This window comes from Vreelandella sp. EE27 (assembly GCF_968206495.1).
Window position 1 is genome coordinate 487,568 of sequence record NZ_OZ309109.1, and the last position, 18,204, is coordinate 505,771.

An 18,204-nucleotide genomic window follows, 5' to 3' on the forward strand; every position below is an offset into this window, starting at 1 on the left:
GGTGAGCGATTTCGTTCTACAGGACGCCGAGGCGCACTATGGTGCCACTCGGGTGCTCGGGCCGCTGTCGATCAGCGTGGCAGAAGGCGAACACGTGGCGTTGGTGGGCAAGAGCGGGGCGGGCAAGTCCACGCTCTTGTCGCTGATGTATGACCGCTGGCGGTCGCAGCCGGTGGCGCTGATGCCCCAGGCGCTGGGGCTCGTCGATACGCTCTCGGTGTTTCACAACGTCTATATGGGCCGGCTCGACCGCCACCGGTGGTGGCGCAATCTGGCCACCCTGGCGAACCCCTTCAAGCGCGACATCGACGAGATCGTCGCGCTGCTCGAGGAGGTCGGCATCAGTGAGAAGCGCTGGACGCCCTGCGGCGAGCTCTCCGGCGGGCAGCGCCAGCGGGTGGCGGCGGCGCGAGTGCTCTACCAGCAAGGGGCGCTCTTGCTCGCCGACGAGCCGGTCTCGGCGCTGGATGGCCCCCAGGCAAGCTCGGTCATGGGCAAACTGACCATGGGCTACCCGTGCTCGGTGATGGCGATGCACGATCTCGAACTCGCCCTTCGCTTTTGCACGCGCATCGTCGGGCTCAAAAACGGCGCCGTGGTGATCGATGCACCCAGCGAGACACTCAGTAGCGCGTCGCTTCAGGATCTCTACTGATGCCGTTTCGCGCCACGACCCGCGTCACGCTGGGCTTTATTCTACTGGCCCTTGCGTGCCTTCTGCTGGGTGATTTCGAGATCAGCGCCCACGACCCCTGGCGCTCGCTTGGCCAGCTCTTTCTCGGATTGATCCAGCCGGATTTCACCGCCGTCGACTCGCTTGGCGAGGCGCTGTTGCGCACCGTGGCCTTTGCCTTTGTGGGCGTGGGGGTGGGCGCGCTTGCCGGTATGGGGCTGGCGCTTTTGTTCCACCACTGGTGGGTGCGCACCTTCAGCGCCTTCATTCGCGCCATCCACGAGCTGTTCTGGGCGCTGATCTTTCTACAAAGCTTTGGCCTGCACCCGATTACCGGGGTGCTGGCCATCGCTATCCCCTACGCGGGCATATTTGCCAAGGTGTACGCCGAAATACTCGACGAGACCGACCCGCTGCCGGGCGAGGTGCTGCCGCGCCGAACCGGGCGGCTCTCGAGACTCGTCTACGCCCGGGTAAGCCAGGCCTGGCCGCATCTGGTGAGCTATACGGCGTACCGGCTCGAGTGCGGGCTTCGCTCCAGCGCGGTGCTGGGTTTCGTGGGTATGCCGACCATCGGCTATCACCTGATGGCGGCCTTCGCCCAGGGCCACTACCCGACGGTCGGGGCGCTTTTGCTCACGTTTTACGTGCTGATCGGCACGCTCAGATGGTGGGTGCGCCCCCGGCTGTTGCCGGTTTATCTGCTGGCCGCGCCGTTTCTGCTGGGCACGGGGCTACCCATCATGTGGTCGAACGTTACGCGGTTTTTTACCGAGGATATCGTGCCCGCGCCGCTTAGGCGGGGCGAAGGCCTGGGGGCGCTTTGGGAGTGGCTCAGTCAGCTCTTTGTGAACCAGGCGTTGCCGGGCATCTGGAATACGCTCTTGCTCACCCAGATCGCGCTGGTGGCGACCGGGGCGCTGGCGCTTTTGCTGTATCCGGTGATCTCGCGCCATTTCACGAACCGCCCGGGCGGCGCGGTGGGCCACGGGGTGCTGGTGGTGATGCGCTCAACGCCGGAGTACATGCTGGCGTTCATTTTGCTCCAGCTCTGGGGGCCTTCCATGCTGCCCGCGGTGGTGGCGTTGGCGCTGCATAACGGCGGGATCATCGCGCACCTGATCGGGCGGCGCAGCAACGAGATAACGCTGCGGCAGGACGCGCCGCGAGGTATGGACCGCTACGCCTTCGAGATGGTGCCGCGCCTTTATGGCCCCTTTTTGGCGCTATTGTTCTACCGCTGGGAGATCATCCTGCGGGAAACGGCGATTCTGGGGATTCTGGGTATCGCCACGCTCGGCTTTTACGTGGACACCGCCATCCAGGAAATTCGTTTTGATCGCGCGATGGTGTTGATTTTGATCACCGCGCTGATCAACATCGGCGTCGACGTGCTGGCACGCCGCCTGCGGGCCTACCTGCGCCTGCGCCACGGTATCAACCGCCAACAGTGCTGACCCCGCCTGCAGGCCTTGAGGAGTGACATGCTGGACAACGTGAACGTACTGGCCCTGGCGGGCCAGTTTTTTGGTTTGGTGGCGCTCGTGCTGTGCGTGCTGGCGTTCGCCAATAAAGACGATGACAAGCTGATGGTGCTGCTCATCTCGGCCAACGTCGCCTTCATGCTGCAGTTTGGTTTTCTGGGTAGTTGGACCGCAGCGGCGCTGACGGCCATGGTGATCCTGCGTATTGCGCTTGCCCGGCGCTACCCCGGAAGCCTTGCGGTCATGGCCGGTGTGCTCGTTGCCAGCGCCGTGGCAGCGGCGCTGACCTGGCAAAGCTACGTGGATATGTTCGCCGTGGTGGCGATGTTGTTGGGCACGCTTGGCATGTTTCTGCTGCGGGGGGTCATGCTGCGGGTCTTTCTGGGGCTGGCGGCGTTTAGCTGGATGATGAACAACCTGCTGATCGGCTCGATTGGCGGAACACTGGCGGAGGCGCTGGTGGTGATCACCAACTTCATCACCATCGCGCGTCTGATCAAGGCGAAGCGCCGCTACCCCAAAGCGTTCGACGAGATCGAGCCTTGATCAGGCGTCGTGATCGGTATCGGGGAGCTGCTTGAAGTAGATATAGCGATGCAGACGGATGGAGGGGCGAATAAGCAGTTGAACGCTGCCGACCACGAAAAGCCAGACCCCCAGCGTTTGGATCACGCCTTCATAGAAAAAGCAGAAGCTGCCAATGACGAACCAGAGGCCAATCAAGAAGTCGTTGATGATACTCAACGCTTCGTAGCGTTGGTGAATGACCAGTTCGCGCCGCCCGATCGTGAGTATCCAGTCCTGGTGGGTAGGGTCTTGTTGTTGACGCATCGTTTCTTCCTTTGCTCAATCAGTGCGCACTAACTCGCATCAGGCGCCCGTCGAGGCGCGCACGCAGGCCAGTACGTTGTAGTCGAAGCGGCCCTCGAGGGCGTCGAATACCGCCCGCAGCCCCTGGCCCGCGTGCGCTCGAAACGCGCTTTGAATGCGTTCCAGATCGGCGGGTTCCAGCGCCACCACGTCACTAAGCGCCAGCGCGCCGCTTTCGATCACTTCCGCCAGGTGGCGGTAGACGGTGTTGACGGTGATCCCGCGGCTTGAGGCGATCTCGTCGACTGACATCCCTTGGCCAAGCATCTCGGCGGATTGCCGGGCACTGTCGCCGACGCTTGCCGCCGGGGCGCTGCCGCGGTGCTTGTCTATCACCGCCAATATCCCCTCGCCGTAATCCTCGAGCTTGCGCGCGCCGATGCCGGTGATACCGCCCAGCGCCGCCAGGTCCAGGGGCTGCTGCTCGGTCAGCTCATTAAGCGTGGCGTCATTGAAGATCACATAGGCCGGTACGCCTTGTTCGTCGGCAAGCGTTTTGCGGTGGTGGCGTAGCGCCTCCCACAGCGGGCCGTGGCCCTGGGCGGAGGCGCCGCTTCTGCCGCGGCGGGTGGCTTTGGTTTTCGCGGGTTTTCTCAGCGTGAGCGCCTCTTCCCCGCGCAGCACCGGCTTGGCTTTGGCGGTCAGGTGAATGGCGCCGTGGCCTTCGATATCCACGCTCAGGTAGCCGCTGGCGATCAGCTGGCGGTAAAGCGCCTTCCACTCGTTGGCGGAAAGCTCATTGCCGATACCGAAGGTGCTGACCCGGTCGTGGCCAAAGCGGGCGATACGCTCGTTTGACTTACCCAACAACACGTCCACGAGATAGGTCACGCCGAAGCGTTGCTCGGTGCGATATACACACGAAAGCGCCTTTTGCGCGGCCACGGTGGCCTCCCAGGTGTCCGGCGGGGTCAGACAGTTGTCGCAGTTGCCGCAGGGTTGATCCAACTGGTCGCCGAAGTAGCGCAGCAGCGCCTGGCGGCGGCAGGTGATGATCTCGCAAAGCCCCAGCATGGCGTCGAGTTTCTGTTGCTCGATGCGCTTTTGCTGGTCCCCGGCGCTGGAGTCCTGCTGCATCTGGCGCAGGGTGATCACATCCTGGAGCCCGTAGGACATCCAGGCATCCGCGGCCAGGCCGTCGCGCCCGGCGCGGCCGGTCTCCTGATAGTAGGCTTCGATGCTCTTGGGCAGGTTCAGGTGCGCCACGAAGCGCACGTCGGGCTTGTCGATGCCCATACCAAAGGCGATGGTCGCCACCACGACCACGCCGTCTTCGCGTAGAAAGCGGGTCTGGTGTTCCTGGCGCTGCTCCGGGGGCAGGCCAGCGTGGTAGGGCAGGGCGGTCAGCCCCTGGCGCTCGAGCCAGGCCGCGGTCTCTTCTACCTTTTTGCGGGAAAGGCAGTAAACGATGCCGGCTTCGCCATCGTGGGTATCGCGAATGAAGCGTAAGAGCGCCTCGCGGGCGTTACCCAGGTTCTCGGCGATATGGTAGCGAATGTTGGGCCGGTCGAAGCCGTTATTGAAAAGCGCCGCGTCCTGGAGCTTGAGATGCTCGATGATATCGCCGCGGGTGGGCACGTCCGCGGTGGCGGTCAGCGCAATGCGCGGAACGTTCGGAAAACGCTCGTGCAGCTGGGAGAGCTGACGATACTCCGGGCGAAAATCGTGGCCCCACTGGGACACACAGTGGGCCTCGTCGATGGCGAAAAGCGCAATCGGTACCTGGTCCAGCAGCGCCTGCATGCGCGGCATCGCCAGCCGCTCCGGCGCAACGTAGAGAAGATCCAGCTCGCCTGCGCGCAGCTGGTTCTCCACCGCCATGGCGTCCTGGAAATCGAGGCTCGAGTTCAGATATGCCGCGCGCACGCCGTTTTGCACGAGTGCCGCCACCTGGTCCTGCATCAGCGCGATCAAGGGCGAGACCACGATCGCCGTGCCTTCGCGCAGCAGCGCCGGAATCTGATAACAAAGCGACTTGCCGCCGCCGGTGGGCATCAAGACCAGCGCATCGCCCCCGGCGCTTACCTGGTCGATGATGGCCTGCTGCGGGCCGCGAAAGTGCTCAAAACCGAAGACCTCTTGCAGCACCTTCAAGGCCACCGGATTGGATTCGCCGTGCATCCTCGCTCTCCCTAAACGTGAGCGCAGATTGTCGCACGAAACGGCGCGTGAACGCCCGCCCGCATACTCGCCGCAGACGCTTTAACGAATCCCCGCGCGCAGAAACGACTGCACGAACTGGCGCTGAAAGAGCAAAAACGCGATCAAAAGCGGCGCGATGCTCAGGAGCGTGGCCGCGCTCACCGTGGCCCAGTTGACCCCGGTTTCCGGCGCCGAGAACACCCCAAGGCCTACGGTGAGCGGGCGGCTCTCCACCGAGTTGGTCACGATCAGCGGCCACAGGAAGTTGTTCCAGTGGTGGCTGATCGATACCAGCCCGTAGGCGAGATACGTCGGTTTGGCCAGCGGCACGTAGACTTTCCAGAGCACGGCCAGCCAGCTGCAGCCTTCGATACGGGCGGCGTCCTCGAGCTCGCGGGGGATCGTCTTGAAGGTCTGGCGCAGCAAGAAGATACCGAAGGCGCTGGCCACGTAAGGCAGCCCAATACCGGTGATGGTATCCAGAAGCCCCAGGCCGCTGACCAGGCGGTAGTTCTCCACGATCAGCACCTCGGGAAACACGAATAGCTGAATCAGTACCAGCATGAACAGCACGTTCTTGCCCGGCACGGGAAAGCGCGCGAAGGCGAACGCCGCCAGGGTACACACCACGAACTGCGCGGCCACCACGCCGGTGACCAGCAAAAAGGTATTGAGGTAGTAGCGCCCGAACGGCGCCTGGCCCCAGGCGGTGGCGAAGTTATCGAGTGTGAGCGGCGCGAACAGCTCGAAGCGCACCACGAACGCCGGCGGGTGAAACGCTGCCCACACCGCGTAGAGCAGCGGAAAAATCCAGATAAGCGCCAAGAGCCAAGCGGCCAGGGTTTCCAGGGAAACGGCGGCTGCAAGGCGGCGAGGGGCGGCGGCGGTCAACGTACTCATGGGGAAAAAGTGCTCATTGGTAGTGGGTCCTGCGGTCAAGAAGCGTGAACTTGAGCGTGGCCACCAGGGCGAGCACGACGAGAATCACCACCGTGATCGTGGCCGCCGTGGTGCGGTCGAAAAACGCGAAGGCGTTCTCGTACACGTAGTAGAGCAGCAGGTTGGTGGCGTTGTTGGGCCCACCCTTGGTCAAAATGAACAGGTGATCGATCACGCGTACGGCGTTGATCAGCGCGTTGATCAACACGAACAGCGTGGTGGGCATCAAAAGCGGAAACGTCACCCGCCAGAAGTAGCTAAAGCGGCTGGTGCCTTCCAGGTCCGCGGCTTCTTTCAGCTCCGGCGGGATCGCTTGAAGGGCGGCGAGATAGAAGATCATGAAAAAGCCCGCTTCTTTCCACACCGACATGACGATGATCGAGCCCAGTGCCAGGCTCGGGTCGCCCAGCCAGTTCGCCCCGGAAAACCCGAGCGCGCCCAGCAGCTTGTTAAAAAGCCCAATCTGCGGGGCGTAGAAGAACATCCAGATATTCGCCGCGGCGATCATCGGCAAAATGGTTGGCGTAAAGTAAGCCATGCGCACCAGGCCCCGCCCGGGCAGCCGGCCGTTGACGAACAGCGCCATGACGAGGGCCAGCGCGATGGAGGTGGGAATGGTGCCGAGGGCATATATCAGGTTGTTACGCGCCACCTTCCAGAAGGTGGGGTCGTCGAACAGGTACTGGTAGTTCTCCAGCCCCACGAACTGGGCCGGCTCATTGCGAAAGCCGGGCAGGAACAGGCTCTGGATCACCGTGGTGATCGTGGGCAGGTAGGCGAAAACGCCCAGCAACACGGCGGCGGGCAGTAGCAACAGCGCGCCATAGAGCTGCATTTTACGGTGAGCGGTGAGCGTCATAGGAAAGACCGCCAAGAGGTTAAAGCCGGGCATTGGCCCGGCTTATGGATAACGACTCATTAAGCGGTATTTAACGCGCGTAGCGGCGCAGGATACCGTCGGCTTCGCGCTGGGCCTGCGCGAGCGCCTCGGCGGGTTCCATCTGGCCGGTAAGCGCCGCTTGAACCGCGTTATCCAGCGTGCGGCGAATACGCCCGCCCTGGTAGGTGGAGAGCTCGGCGGTGCCGTGTTCGAGCTGGTCGCGGGCGACCGCCGCCGGCGGGAACTCCTCGACGTAGGCCTGGAGCGCCTCGGTTTCGTAAGCGGCGGGGCTCACGCCCATGTAGCCGGTCTCGATCGACCAGTCCGCGGCGCGCTCCGGCGAGGTCATCCAGCGAACGAAGGTCATCGCGGCGCGCTGCTCTTCTTCGCTTGCGTCCTTGAAAATGTAGAAGTTGCCGCCGCCGGTGGGGCTGCCGCGCTGCTCCCTCATGGGCAGCATGGCCACGCCGAAGTCGAAATCCGCCTCGTTACGCGCGGCGGTCAGGTTGCCGGTGGTGTGCCACATCATGGCGGTGGTCTGCTCGATGAAGTTCTGGCGAAGCGTCCCCCACTCGATGATGCCCTCGGGCATGGCGTCGTGTTCCTGGGAAAGCGAAACCCAGTACTCCAGCGCCTCGACGGCGGCGGGGTCGTCGAAGTAGACCTCGGTGCCCGCTTCGTTCATCAGCCGGTGGCCGTTTTGGTAGGCGAACGCCTGGAACATCCAGTAGGCGTAGCCGGTGGAGGGTACCATCACGCCCCACTGATCGTTATTGGAGGCTTCGCGAATGGTGGCGGCCATCTCGGCCATTTCATCCCAGTTCTCCGGCGGCGTGTCCGGGTCGAGCCCGGCGGCCTCGAAGGCGTCCTTGTTCCAGAACAGCACGATGGTGGAGCGCTGGAAGGGAATGCCGTAGGTCTGGCCGTCGAGCTGGCCGTTTTCCATCAGCCCCGGGTAGAAGCTATCCAGCCATTCGCGCTCTTCGTCGGTCTCGATCAGCTCATCGAAGGCGACGATGGCGTCCTGCTCGACGAGCTCGAACAGATCGATGGAGAACATCACCGAAAGCGCCGGGGCGTCACCGGCTTCCAGAGCGGAGGTGGCGCGCACTCGGGTATCGTCGTAGTTGCCCGCGTAGATCGCCTCCACCGAGATATCCGGGTGTTCGCTCTCGAACTCCTCGACCAGGTTGTCGACCACGCCGGTCAGGGCGCCGCCCACCGAGACGGGGTAGTACAGGGTGAGATCGACATCGGCGCTGGCGCAGGAGGCGCTGAGCAAACCCGCGGCCAGGGCCGTTGGGGCAAAGGGAAGACGAAAACGCATGGGAACTCCTAGGGTTTAGTGTTGAAACGAACCCACCTGGGGCGGGCGAGACACGCGGCGCAGTGTGCCGGGTAACGCGCTTGGCGAAAGCTGCGTTTGGCGCAGGCCGTCCTCGGCGAAAAGGTGGGCGCTTTCCGGCGTCCAGAAAAGCCGGCAGGCCTCGCCCGTCAGCGCGGGTTTGCCGTTGACGCGCACGCGCAGGCGCTGCTCGCCCACCGCCACGTAGACGATGGTGTCCGCGCCCAGGTACTCCTCGCTCACTATTTTTGCCGGGATGCCGGGGGCATCCGCCGGGCGTAGTTCGATATCTTCCGGGCGAATGCCCAACTGGCCACCCGCCGCTTGCAGCGGGGCGACGAGGGTCGTGTCGCCGTCGATCACGGCGCCGGTGTCACCGGCCACCAAAGGCAGTAGATTCATCGCGGGGCTTCCTATGAAACTGGCGGCGAAGGCGCTCGCCGGCTGGTTGTAGAGCGCATCCGGCGTGGCGTCCTGAACGATGCGGCCGTGCTGCATCAGGATGACCCGGTCGCCCATGCTCATCGCCTCGACCTGGTCGTGGGTGACGTAGATCACCGTCATTTTCAGGCGGCTTTGCAGCGTCTTGATCTCGCGGCGCATGTCGCTACGCAGGCGGGCGTCCAGGTTGGAGAGCGGCTCGTCCATCAAACAAATCGGGTGCTCGGAGATGATCGCCCGGGCGAGCGCCACCCGCTGGCGCTGGCCACCAGAGAGTTTTGCGGGCTTGCGGTCGAGATAAGCGGTCAAATCGACGAGCTCTGCGACCTGCTCGAGCCGGGCCTGGCGCTCGGCTTTAGCGACGCGGCGACTCTTGAGGCCGAAGACGATGTTCTCCGCCACGCTCAGGTGGGGAAACAGCGCGTAGGACTGAAACACCATGGAAAGGCCGCGATCCCCCGGCGGCAATCGCGTCACGTCGCGCTCGCCGATATGAATCTCGCCCTGGGAGGCGTCCTCGAGCCCGGCGATCATGCGAAGCGTGGTGGATTTTCCGCAGCCGGAAGGGCCTAGCAGAATGACGAACTGGCCCGGGGTGACGTCAAAGGAGACGTTGTCGACGGCGGTGGTCGCGTCCCAACGTTTGGTAACACCTTCCAGGCGGATACGCGATTGGCTCATGACTCGATACTCGTTCGAAACGGTATGACGATGGTCAATCACTCTGCGTCAAAGGTGTTGCGGTTGTGTGACACTCCGGGGTGGGCGTAGGTCAGCCGTTGGCCGCAAGGCCGTAGCGCTTTAGTTTGCGCACGACGCTCGATTGGCTGATGCCTAGCCGTTTGGCGATGGCGTAGGTGCTGGTGTGGGTTTTGCAAAGCCCTTCGAGAAGCTCGCCTTCCAGGCGCGCCAGATAGTCCGGCAGGGTTTCGTCGGCCTCCAGCGGCGCGCTTTGCGCCGCCAGGGGCGAGGGGGCGTCCTGGGCGGCGGTGGGTCGAGGTGAAAGCCCGACCCGATCGATCTGATCAGAGGCGCTCGAAAGCCAGGCACGCTCCAGCCAATTTTCGAGCTCGCGCACGTTGCCCGGCCAGTCGCTTCCCATTAGCGTCGACCAGACGTAATTGCCCAGAAATTTCTGCCGCCCGTAGTGGGCGTTCAGCCGCGCCAGGCACGCTTCGGCAAGGCCGGGGATATCCTCGCGGCGTTCGCGAAGCGGAGGCAATGTCACGGGAATGACGTTGAGGCGATAGTAAAGATCCAGCCGGAAAGCGCCTTCCTGCACCCGGCGCGCCAGGTCCTGATTAGTGGCCACCACCAGGCGAAAATCCACCCGACGCGCGCGGGTGTCGCCCAGCCGGGTGAGCTTACCGTCCTGAATCACTTTCAAAAGCTTGGTCTGCATCAACAGCGGAAGCTCCCCGATCTCGTCGAGAAACAGCGTGCCGCCCTCGGCCTGCTCCAAAAGCCCGGCCTTGCCCTGGCGGGCGGCGCCGCTAAAGGCGCCGGGCTGGTAGCCAAACATCTCGGACTCGAACAGGTTTTCCGGAATGGCGGCGCAGTTGACCTCGATGAACGCGCCTTCACCCCGCGCGCTCCAGCGGTGGAGCTGCCGGGCGAAAGCGGTCTTGCCCACGCCGGACTCGCCCAGCATCAGCACGTTGGCACTCGAGGGCGCAACGCGTTTAAGCAGACGCGCCACCTCGCGCATCGCGGGGCTTCGCACCTGTAGGTGCTCCAAAGCGCTATCCAGCGCGCGGTCGTCGGGGGTCGCGCCGTTGCGGTCGCGCTTGATGTGTTCGTTGAAGCGCTTTTGCAGCAGCGCGTACTCGTCCTGAAGAAGCTGTAGGTCGGTTAAATCCCGGGAGCGGCTGATGATGCGCTCGAGCTTGCCGTTCACCAGCACCGGATGCGCCTCGGCGATCACCCGCCGCCCGGTGCCGGTGGTTTGCATCAGCTGAGCAGCGCGGTGAGTACGCATGACCTCCAGGCTGATCGAGGGCTTGAGGGTGCCGTTTTGTTCGAGGGTTTTGACGTTGCTGCCGAGCAGTTCATCCCGCGACATGCCGTACACCGCCTCGACCCCGGGGCTGATATCCAGTACCTGGCCGCTTGCGCTGACGATGAAGAAGTGGTCGTTGGCGGTTTCCACGATGGTGTTGAGCACGTGCCGATCGATATCTTCCACCCGGTCTCCTTGTTTGAACCGAATATGACTTGGTCAATGCATATATGACTCAATGCTACGCCTTTATAAGTCATTTTTGCATCGATTGGGCTCCAAAAGCCCCGTTCAAGGGATTCCAGCGTTTGGCACGTTAAATGCAGTATCAAGGTAACGCGTAGCCAAAGAGGGCTTTTGAAAGCCCGTCTCGATAACGACAGGAGGTTTTAATGTCCGAGTTCAACCAGCCGCTGGGCGGTAACAGCGTGCCGCGCTTTGGCGGCCCGGCCACCATGATGCGCCTGCCCACCCAGGAAAGTGCCCAAGGGCTCGACGCGGCCTTCATCGGTATTCCCATGGATATCGGGACCTCCAACCGCCCCGGCACACGCATGGGCCCGCGCCAGATCCGCGATGAATCACGCATGCTGCGCCCCTACAACATGGCGACCCGCGCCGCGCCTTTTGAGTATCTGCAGGTGGCGGATATCGGCGACGTGCCGATCAACACCTTCCACCTGCCCAAGAGCGTCGACATCATCACGGCGTTCTTCGACGACGTGTTGCGCCACGACTGCGTGCCGCTGACCCTCGGTGGCGATCACACCATGACGCTGCCGATTCTGCGCGCCATGGCCAAAAAGCACGGCCCGGTGGGGCTGATTCATATCGACGCCCACGCGGACGTCAACGAGCACATGTTCGGCGAAGAGATCGCCCACGGCACGACCTTTCGCCGCGCTCAGGAAGAGGGGCTTCTGGCGAAAGAGAAGGTGGTGCAGATCGGCCTGCGCGGCACCGGTTACTCGGCCGAGGACTTCGACTGGTGCCGGGATCAGGGCTTTCGCGTCGTCCAGGCGGAGGCGTGCTGGTACCAGTCGCTTGCGCCTCTAATGGAGGAAGTACGCGCGCAGATAGGCGATACGCCGGTGTATATCAGCTTCGATATCGACGGGCTCGACCCCTCCGTGGCACCGGGCACCGGCACCGTGGAGATGGGCGGGCTCACCTCCCATCAGGGCCTGGAGATCGTGCGCGGGGCGGCGGGGCTCAATATCGTCGGCGGCGATCTGGTGGAAGTTTCACCACCCTACGACACCAGCGGCAATACCGCGCTGATGGGGGCCACGCTCTTGTACGAGATGCTCTGTGTGCTGCCGGGGGTCAAGCGGGGCGAGTAAGTGCCCGGCGCCGATGACGCTCGATTAAAACAATAGATAACAAAGGGAGGCTAAGCCTCCCACGCCGCCAGCCCACCTCCAATAAGCACTCTCAACAGGTGAACTCTATGTCTGAATCTCAAACGACACGCGACGAGGCTGCGTCAAACGGGCCCATCCCTCGAAGCCATTTGCTCAAGTTTCTGATTCCCTCAGTCATCGGCGTCTTGCTGTTTCTGGTGCCGTTTCAAACCGGGGAGTCGGTCAATATCGGCATGGGCATGATGGCCGATGGCTTACAGGCGCTGCTTGGTCAGGCGCTTCCCTTGATAGCCATGCTGGTGTTGTGCGTGTCGGTAGTGGTGACCCTGTACGTGAAGACGGCCAACCCGGCCTGGGCGCGTGGCGGCCACTTCGGCGATATGTTCAACGTCGGCCCGATCTGGGTGGCGCTGCGTATTCTGGGCGCCGTTTTCGTGGTGATGACCTACTTTCAGGTGGGGCCTGAGTTCGTCACCGCCTCGTTCACCGGCGGGGTGATGCTCGACGATTTGGCGCCGGTGCTGCTGACGTTTTTCTTCTTTGCCGCGATCTTGCTGCCGTTTCTGGTCGAGTTCGGCTTCATGGAGTTTATCGGAAGCCTGGTGCGCAAGCCGTTTCGGATCATCTTCAACCTGCCCGGGCGTAGCGCCATCGACGCCACGGCCTCCTGGATGGGCTCCGGCACCGTGGGCGTGCTGATTACGTCCCAGCAGTACGAGCAGGGCTTTTACAACGGCCGCGAGGCCTCGGTGATCGCCACCAATTTCTCCGTGGCCTCCATTGCCTTCAGCCTGCTGGTGGCCAACTTCGTGGGTATCAACCACCTGTTCGTGCCGTTCTATTTCACCGTGGTGGTGTCCGGGCTTGTCGCCGCGATCATCGTCTCGCGCATTCCGCCGCTTTCGTTGAAAGCCAACGACTACTACGCGCCGGTGGGCTGCCAAATCAGTGAGGAGAATACCGGCAAGGCGGGGCTTTTTCGCTATAGCCTTTTACAGGCCACCCGCCGCGCCGCCGGTGCCCCGGGGCCGGTCGCGCTTGCCAGGCTGGCGCTGATCAACGTGATCGATATCTTCCTCACGCTGTTGCCGCTGGTGTTCGCCATCGGGACCGTGGCGCTGATTCTTGCCGAGTTCACGCCGCTCTTTACCTGGCTCTCCTACCCGATGGTGCCGGTGCTCGAGCTGCTGCGCATTCCCGAAGCCCAGGCCGCGGCTCCGGCCACGCTGGTCGGCTTTGCGGATATGTTCCTGCCTGCAGTACTGGCTACCAATATCGACAGCGAACTCACGCGCTTCGTAATCGCGTGTCTTTCCATGACGCAGTTGGTGTACATGTCCGAGATCGGCGCGCTGCTGCTGAAATCGAAAATCCCCATCGCGCTCTGGGAGCTGGCGGTGGTGTTTTTGCTGCGCACCGCGATCACGCTCCCCATCATCGCCTTCATGGCGCATACGTTTTTCTTTTGAGGCATAGCTCATGAAGGATTTTCAAACGATGACCTGCGCCGAGCTTTTGATTCGCCTGCTACGCGATACCTACGGGGTCGAGTCGCTCTTCGGTATTCCCGGCGTACACACGGTGGAGCTTTACCGCGGCTTAGAAGGCAGCGGTGTACAGCACGTGACGCCACGCCACGAGCAGGGCGCGGGCTTTATGGCCGACGGTTACGCCAGGGCGAGCGGCAAACCTGGCGTGTGCTTGATCATTACCGGCCCCGGTATGACCAATATTGCCACCGCCATGGGCCAGGCCCTGGCGGATTCCATTCCCATGCTGGTGATCTCGAGCGTCAACCGCCGCGATACCCTGGCAATGGGGCAAGGGCGGCTTCACGAGCTGCCAAGCCAACAGCAGCTGGTCAGCGGCGTGGTGCGCTTTAGTCATACGCTGATGGACGCCTCGACGCTGCCCGAGGTACTCGCCCGCGCTTTCGCCGTCTTTAACGGCGCCCGCCCGGGCCCGGTGCATATCGAGATCCCCATCGACTTGTTCGATACGCCGGTGACGGCCCCAAAACATGGCCGGGCGCCAACGCTCTATCGCGCCGCGCCGGACCCGGAAGGGCTGGGTGAGGCGGCGCGCCTGCTAAACGCGGCAAAAAAACCGCTGGTGCTGCTGGGGGGCGGCTGTGTTGCCGCCCCGGATGCGGCCCGCACTCTGGTCGAGCGGCTCGACGCGCCGACGGTGACCACCATCAACGCCAAGGGGCTTTTAGGGCGCGACCACCCGCTGGACCTGGGCGCCAACGCCGCGCTCCCCCCGGTGCGTAAGCTTGCCGCCGAGGCGGACGTGATTCTGGCCGTCGGCACTGAGCTTGGCGAAACCGATTTTGATGTGGTGTTCGACGACGGTTTTCGCCTTGACGGCACGCTGATTCGCATCGACCTGGACCCGGAGCAGCTCGTGCGCAACCAGGCGACCGCGCTGGGCCTGGTGGGCGATGCCGGGCGTAGCCTGGCGCTGCTTTTGGAACACTTCCCCGAGGCGCACGAGCGCGGGGGCGTCGCGCGAACCGCCGCCGCATGGGCCGCGCTCGATCTTGCCAATGATCCGGCGTTCAGCGATTTCGTGCCGCTTTATCAAACCCTTGCCGAGCACCTGCCCGAGGCGGTGCTGGTGGGGGATTCCACCGCGCCGGTCTACGCGGGCAATCACTTGGTGAGCCAGCCCGCGCCGCGGCGCTACTTTAACGCCTCGACCGGCTACGGCACCCTGGGGTATGGGCTGCCAGCGGCGCTGGGCGCTCAACTTGCCCGGCCGGATTTGCCGGTAGTCGCGCTGGTGGGCGACGGCGGGGTGATGTTCACGCTTTCGGAAATCGCCACCGCCGTCGAAGCGCAGATTCCCGTCGTCATCGTGCTCTGGCACAACGCCGGTTATGAAGAAATTCGCCGCTACATGGACGCCCACGGCGTGGCGCGCCTCGGCGTGGATCTTCAGGCGCCGGATTTTCTGACATTGGCCGACGGGTTTGGCTGTGCAAGCGTCCGGGTCGAGTCGCCCGAGGCGCTCGCCCGCGCCCTGATTAAGCGCAACCCTGCCGGCCCGCTACTCATCGAAATCGACGCCGCCGCTTGGCATCACGCCTGCACCCAGTAAAGGATACTTATGAAGACGCTCGATCAGCAGTTCATCAATAACCAGTGGGTGACTTCTCTTGGCAGTCGTCTACTCGAGGTATTCAACCCCTACCGTGAAGAGGTGATCGGCCAGGTAACGGCAGGGGCAGCCGCGGATGTGGACGCCGCCGTGGTGGCGGCCCGAAACGCCCAGCCCGCCTGGCAGGCGCTGGGCGGCGCCGGGCGGGCACCGTATCTCGAAGGCTTCGCCGAGGCACTGCAAGCGCGGCGCGCGGAACTCATCGAACTCAGCGCCACCAACAACGGCAAGCCCTTGATGGAAGCCGGCATCGACCTGGACGACGCGATCGCTTGTTACCGCTACTACGCCGGGCAAGCCCGCGCGCTGGACGCCAGCCAGGGCGAGCGGGTGGCGGTCGAAATGGACGGCGTCGAGGCGTGCACTTATTTTGATCCGGCTGGCGTGGTCGGGCTGATCACCCCCTGGAATTTTCCGTTGGTGACCAGTGCCTGGAAGCTGGCGCCGGCGCTGGCGGCCGGCTGCACCGCCGTACTGAAACCTTCGGAAATCGTACCGCTGCCCGAACAGGCGCTGGCGGAGATCGCCCTGGAAATTGGCTTGCCCGAAGGCGTCTTGAATTTGTTGAACGGTGATGGCGAAGGCATCGGCGCGCCGCTTGCGAGCCACCCGGACGTGGGCAAGGTCTCGTTCACCGGCAGCAACCGCGTGGGCGAGGCGGTGATGAAGGCGGCCAGCGCACGCGCCGCCGGCGTCTCGCTGGAGCTGGGCGGCAAATCGCCCATTCTGGTGATGGACGACGCCGACCCCGCTCAGGCCGCCGACTGGGTGATGGCGGGCATCTATTTCAACGCCGGGCAGATCTGCTCGGCCACCTCGCGCCTGCTGGTGCACGAACGTGTGGCCGAGGCGCTTTACGACGAACTCGCCACGCGCATGGACGCGCTGACCCTGGGCGACCCGCGCTTGGAAGATACTGACCTGGGGCCGCTCACCAGCGCCCGACAGCGGGAGACCGTCAACGCCTACCTGGACGTGGCCGCCCAGGAAGGCCTGACGGTCGTGCGCGATAAAACCCATTACACGCTGCCGGAGCAAGGCTACTTCGTCGCGCCTACGCTCTATCGCGACGTGCCGCCCACAAGCCGGCTCTGGAAGGAGGAAATCTTCGGCCCCGTGCTCTGCGCGCGCAGCGTGGCAAGCGAGGCGGAGGCCATCGAACTGGCTAACGACAGCACCTTTGGGCTGGCGGCCACGGTGATCAGCGGCGACGTCGAGCGCGCCAAACGCATCGGCCGTGCGCTCAAGGCCGGCAGCATCTGGTACAACACCGAGCAACTGGTGCTGCCCGAAACCGCCTGGGGCGGCTTCAAGCAAAGCGGCATCGGCCGCGAGCTAGGGCCCTGGGGGTTGAGTGCTTATTTGGAGGTGAAGCACGTGGTCGGGCCGGGGGCTTGATCTTTAACGTGGTTATAAGGGAGTACTAGAGGCCTGGCCTTGGGTCTATCACTTTAGTAGCGTCAGCTCATAAATATGACGAATGCGCTCGCCATCCCAGTCGTAGCCGAGGTGGCGTCCCTGGTGTGCGGCAGACAGTACCGGCGGGCGCAATACAGCGGCGCACTCACCGCCGGGGGCTCGAACGCTGGGATAAACGATCCCGTCAGCGCGTGTTTCCCAAGCACTTCTTCCCATGGTTTGGCTCACGGTCCAGCTGTCCGGTGCAAGAAGTGCTTGGGTATGAGGTTGTTCGCGCAGGTCGATTAGATGTCCCCTCAAATTCGACAGGTAAACGCGTTGCTGGAGCATCATGGGCGGCTCGCGGGATTCTGCTAAAAACCTCTCCGCGTGATAGACCGTTTCAGCGATCGCCGTGGCCTCTGTAAGGGCGCAGTAGTACACCCCGAACGTGCCATCACTAAAACGTGATCCGGTGGCGGGGAAATGGCAAAAGGCGGCCATGACCGGTGTAAAGCCCGGCCCGTAACGTCGGTCTTCATCGCGAACCAGATGGATAGCGCCTGCCTGTTCGCGTAGCCGCGCCGAGGTTTCACCTTCCAGCTCATTGAGTAAATCCCAATCGCTGGCGCTGGCGTTCACGTTTTCGAACAGGTGAATGGGCGGAAAGCGTGAGGGAATAACGCGATAGCTGGGTCGCCATACAACGCTGTTTGAAGGAAACCTCATGCGTGACCACCACCACGTGCGGCATCAAGGTGCTGGCGCACGACGTACAGGTCCGACACTTGGCCGTTGAGCAAACGTTCCATGGGCGTGTGGCCTGAAAAAAGTGGATTGCTATTGGGTCTGCGAAGCCACCCATCCGCGGCCTCCTGATTAGGCAGCAGAATATGCAGTGCCTTGTAGATCCCAAGTATCAACGACATTCGCTCAAGATGGTTGGCATCGAGGTTTGCGCTTTCTGGCGTTTTTTTCCATCGCCGATAAGTGGAGCCCGGTACGCCTAACAGTAGGGCTGCCTCGCTTTCGCGCATTTTCCAAGCGTGTGAGATGCCGGGATAGGTTCGCATCGCGGCGGCTGCCATCGCTTGGCGTTTAGCCACAGATCGTTGCTGTATTCCCATAGTACTCTCCCCTAACGTTTTTAGAGTTTACGCCAGATGAGCGATATGAGGAAATAGCGCTCATTTGAGCTGTAAAGTTTTAAATCACGGGAAGGCTTGTTAGAAAGCTATCAGCGACTCGAACGTATTGGTTGTTAGTGCGGGACTGGATAACGCCGGTCCCCCTTGCCGGCCTTGACCACCTGCCCGGGTACCTCGTGGCCCACAAGCTCGGGCAGGGTAGCGGCCACATCGAGCAGGGCGTCCAGGTCGACGCCGGTGGCCACGCCCATCGCTTCGAACATGTGCACAAGGTCCTCGGTGCAGACGTTGCCCGTCGCGCCCGGGGCAAAGGGGCAGCCACCAGCATCTTGGTGGCAAAGGGACCGGCGATCAGTTGG

16 protein-coding genes and 1 pseudogene are annotated in these 18,204 nt (G+C 63.1%); 7 read left to right on the top strand and 10 right to left on the bottom strand.

Annotated features, from left to right (window positions below):
- The first annotated feature begins 1 nt into the window (after position 1).
- From ACWHVV_RS02340 to ACWHVV_RS02350, 3 genes are read left to right on the top strand one after another with little or no spacing between them, the layout of a single operon-like run.
- The gene (locus tag ACWHVV_RS02340; RefSeq protein ID WP_447927902.1) at positions 2-655 is read left to right on the top strand and encodes an ATP-binding cassette domain-containing protein; all 654 of its coding nucleotides are present in this window, start codon (positions 2-4) and stop codon (positions 653-655) included.
- Positions 655-2,130, top strand: coding sequence for a PhnE/PtxC family ABC transporter permease (locus tag ACWHVV_RS02345; protein WP_447927903.1), 1,476 nt, complete (start codon positions 655-657; stop codon positions 2,128-2,130). The genes ACWHVV_RS02340 and ACWHVV_RS02345 overlap by 1 nt, the downstream gene beginning before the upstream one ends.
- 27 nt (positions 2,131-2,157) lie before the next feature.
- A complete protein-coding gene (locus ACWHVV_RS02350) occupies positions 2,158-2,703 on the top strand; it encodes a YgjV family protein (protein WP_447927904.1) in 546 nt (181 codons plus the stop codon).
- Here ACWHVV_RS02350 and ACWHVV_RS02355 read toward each other — a convergent pair whose 3' ends face one another.
- From ACWHVV_RS02355 to ACWHVV_RS02385, 7 genes are all read right to left on the bottom strand, one after another.
- Complete coding sequence (locus ACWHVV_RS02355) at positions 2,704-2,988, bottom strand: YrhK family protein (RefSeq protein ID WP_447927905.1); 285 nt, start codon at positions 2,986-2,988, stop codon at positions 2,704-2,706.
- Positions 2,989-3,027: 39 nt separating this feature from the next.
- Positions 3,028-5,148 carry a DNA helicase RecQ gene (gene recQ / locus ACWHVV_RS02360; protein WP_447927906.1) on the bottom strand — a complete coding sequence of 707 codons (2,121 nt, stop codon included), beginning with the start codon at positions 5,146-5,148 and terminating at the stop codon, positions 3,028-3,030.
- Between the two features lie 81 nt (positions 5,149-5,229).
- Entirely contained in the window at positions 5,230-6,069 is an 840-nt protein-coding gene (locus ACWHVV_RS02365; protein ID WP_447927907.1) for a carbohydrate ABC transporter permease, read from the bottom strand.
- A gap of 13 nt (positions 6,070-6,082) precedes the next feature.
- Positions 6,083-6,967 carry a carbohydrate ABC transporter permease gene (locus ACWHVV_RS02370; protein ID WP_447927908.1) on the bottom strand — a complete coding sequence of 295 codons (885 nt, stop codon included), beginning with the start codon at positions 6,965-6,967 and terminating at the stop codon, positions 6,083-6,085.
- Positions 6,968-7,037: 70 nt separating this feature from the next.
- Positions 7,038-8,315: an ABC transporter substrate-binding protein gene (locus tag ACWHVV_RS02375; RefSeq protein ID WP_447927909.1), complete on the bottom strand. Its 1,278-nt coding sequence runs from the start codon at positions 8,313-8,315 to the stop codon at positions 7,038-7,040.
- Between the two features lie 15 nt (positions 8,316-8,330).
- Positions 8,331-9,455: an ABC transporter ATP-binding protein gene (locus ACWHVV_RS02380; RefSeq protein ID WP_447927910.1), complete on the bottom strand. Its 1,125-nt coding sequence runs from the start codon at positions 9,453-9,455 to the stop codon at positions 8,331-8,333.
- A gap of 91 nt (positions 9,456-9,546) precedes the next feature.
- Positions 9,547-10,959 (bottom strand): sigma-54 interaction domain-containing protein, encoded by a 1,413-nt coding sequence (locus tag ACWHVV_RS02385; RefSeq protein ID WP_447927911.1) that lies wholly within the window; start codon positions 10,957-10,959, stop codon positions 9,547-9,549.
- 206 nt (positions 10,960-11,165) lie between these two features.
- Between ACWHVV_RS02385 and speB the strand changes: the two genes are divergently transcribed.
- From speB to ACWHVV_RS02405, 4 genes are all read left to right on the top strand, one after another.
- Positions 11,166-12,116 carry an agmatinase gene (gene speB, locus ACWHVV_RS02390; protein WP_447927912.1) on the top strand — a complete coding sequence of 317 codons (951 nt, stop codon included), beginning with the start codon at positions 11,166-11,168 and terminating at the stop codon, positions 12,114-12,116.
- 107 nt (positions 12,117-12,223) lie between these two features.
- Entirely contained in the window at positions 12,224-13,606 is a 1,383-nt protein-coding gene (locus ACWHVV_RS02395; RefSeq protein ID WP_447527685.1) for a YjiH family protein, read from the top strand.
- A gap of 10 nt (positions 13,607-13,616) precedes the next feature.
- A complete protein-coding gene (locus ACWHVV_RS02400; protein ID WP_447927913.1) occupies positions 13,617-15,239 on the top strand; it encodes a 5-guanidino-2-oxopentanoate decarboxylase in 1,623 nt (540 codons plus the stop codon).
- A gap of 9 nt (positions 15,240-15,248) precedes the next feature.
- Complete coding sequence (locus ACWHVV_RS02405; RefSeq protein ID WP_447927914.1) at positions 15,249-16,697, top strand: aldehyde dehydrogenase family protein; 1,449 nt, start codon at positions 15,249-15,251, stop codon at positions 16,695-16,697.
- A gap of 48 nt (positions 16,698-16,745) precedes the next feature.
- Here the strand turns inward: ACWHVV_RS02405 and ACWHVV_RS02410 are convergent, their stop codons facing one another.
- From ACWHVV_RS02410 to ACWHVV_RS02420, 3 genes and pseudogenes are all read right to left on the bottom strand, one after another.
- Complete coding sequence (locus ACWHVV_RS02410) at positions 16,746-17,426, bottom strand: RES family NAD+ phosphorylase (protein WP_447927915.1); 681 nt, start codon at positions 17,424-17,426, stop codon at positions 16,746-16,748.
- On the bottom strand, positions 17,423-17,824 hold the full coding sequence (locus ACWHVV_RS02415; protein ID WP_447527689.1) for an MbcA/ParS/Xre antitoxin family protein: 402 nt from the start codon (positions 17,822-17,824) through the stop codon (positions 17,423-17,425). The genes ACWHVV_RS02410 and ACWHVV_RS02415 overlap by 4 nt, the downstream gene beginning before the upstream one ends.
- Positions 17,825-17,958: 134 nt before the next feature.
- Positions 17,959-18,168, bottom strand: a pseudogene (locus tag ACWHVV_RS02420) (hydroxymethylglutaryl-CoA lyase); the annotation flags it as partial.
- Positions 18,169-18,204: the final 36 nt, after the last annotated feature.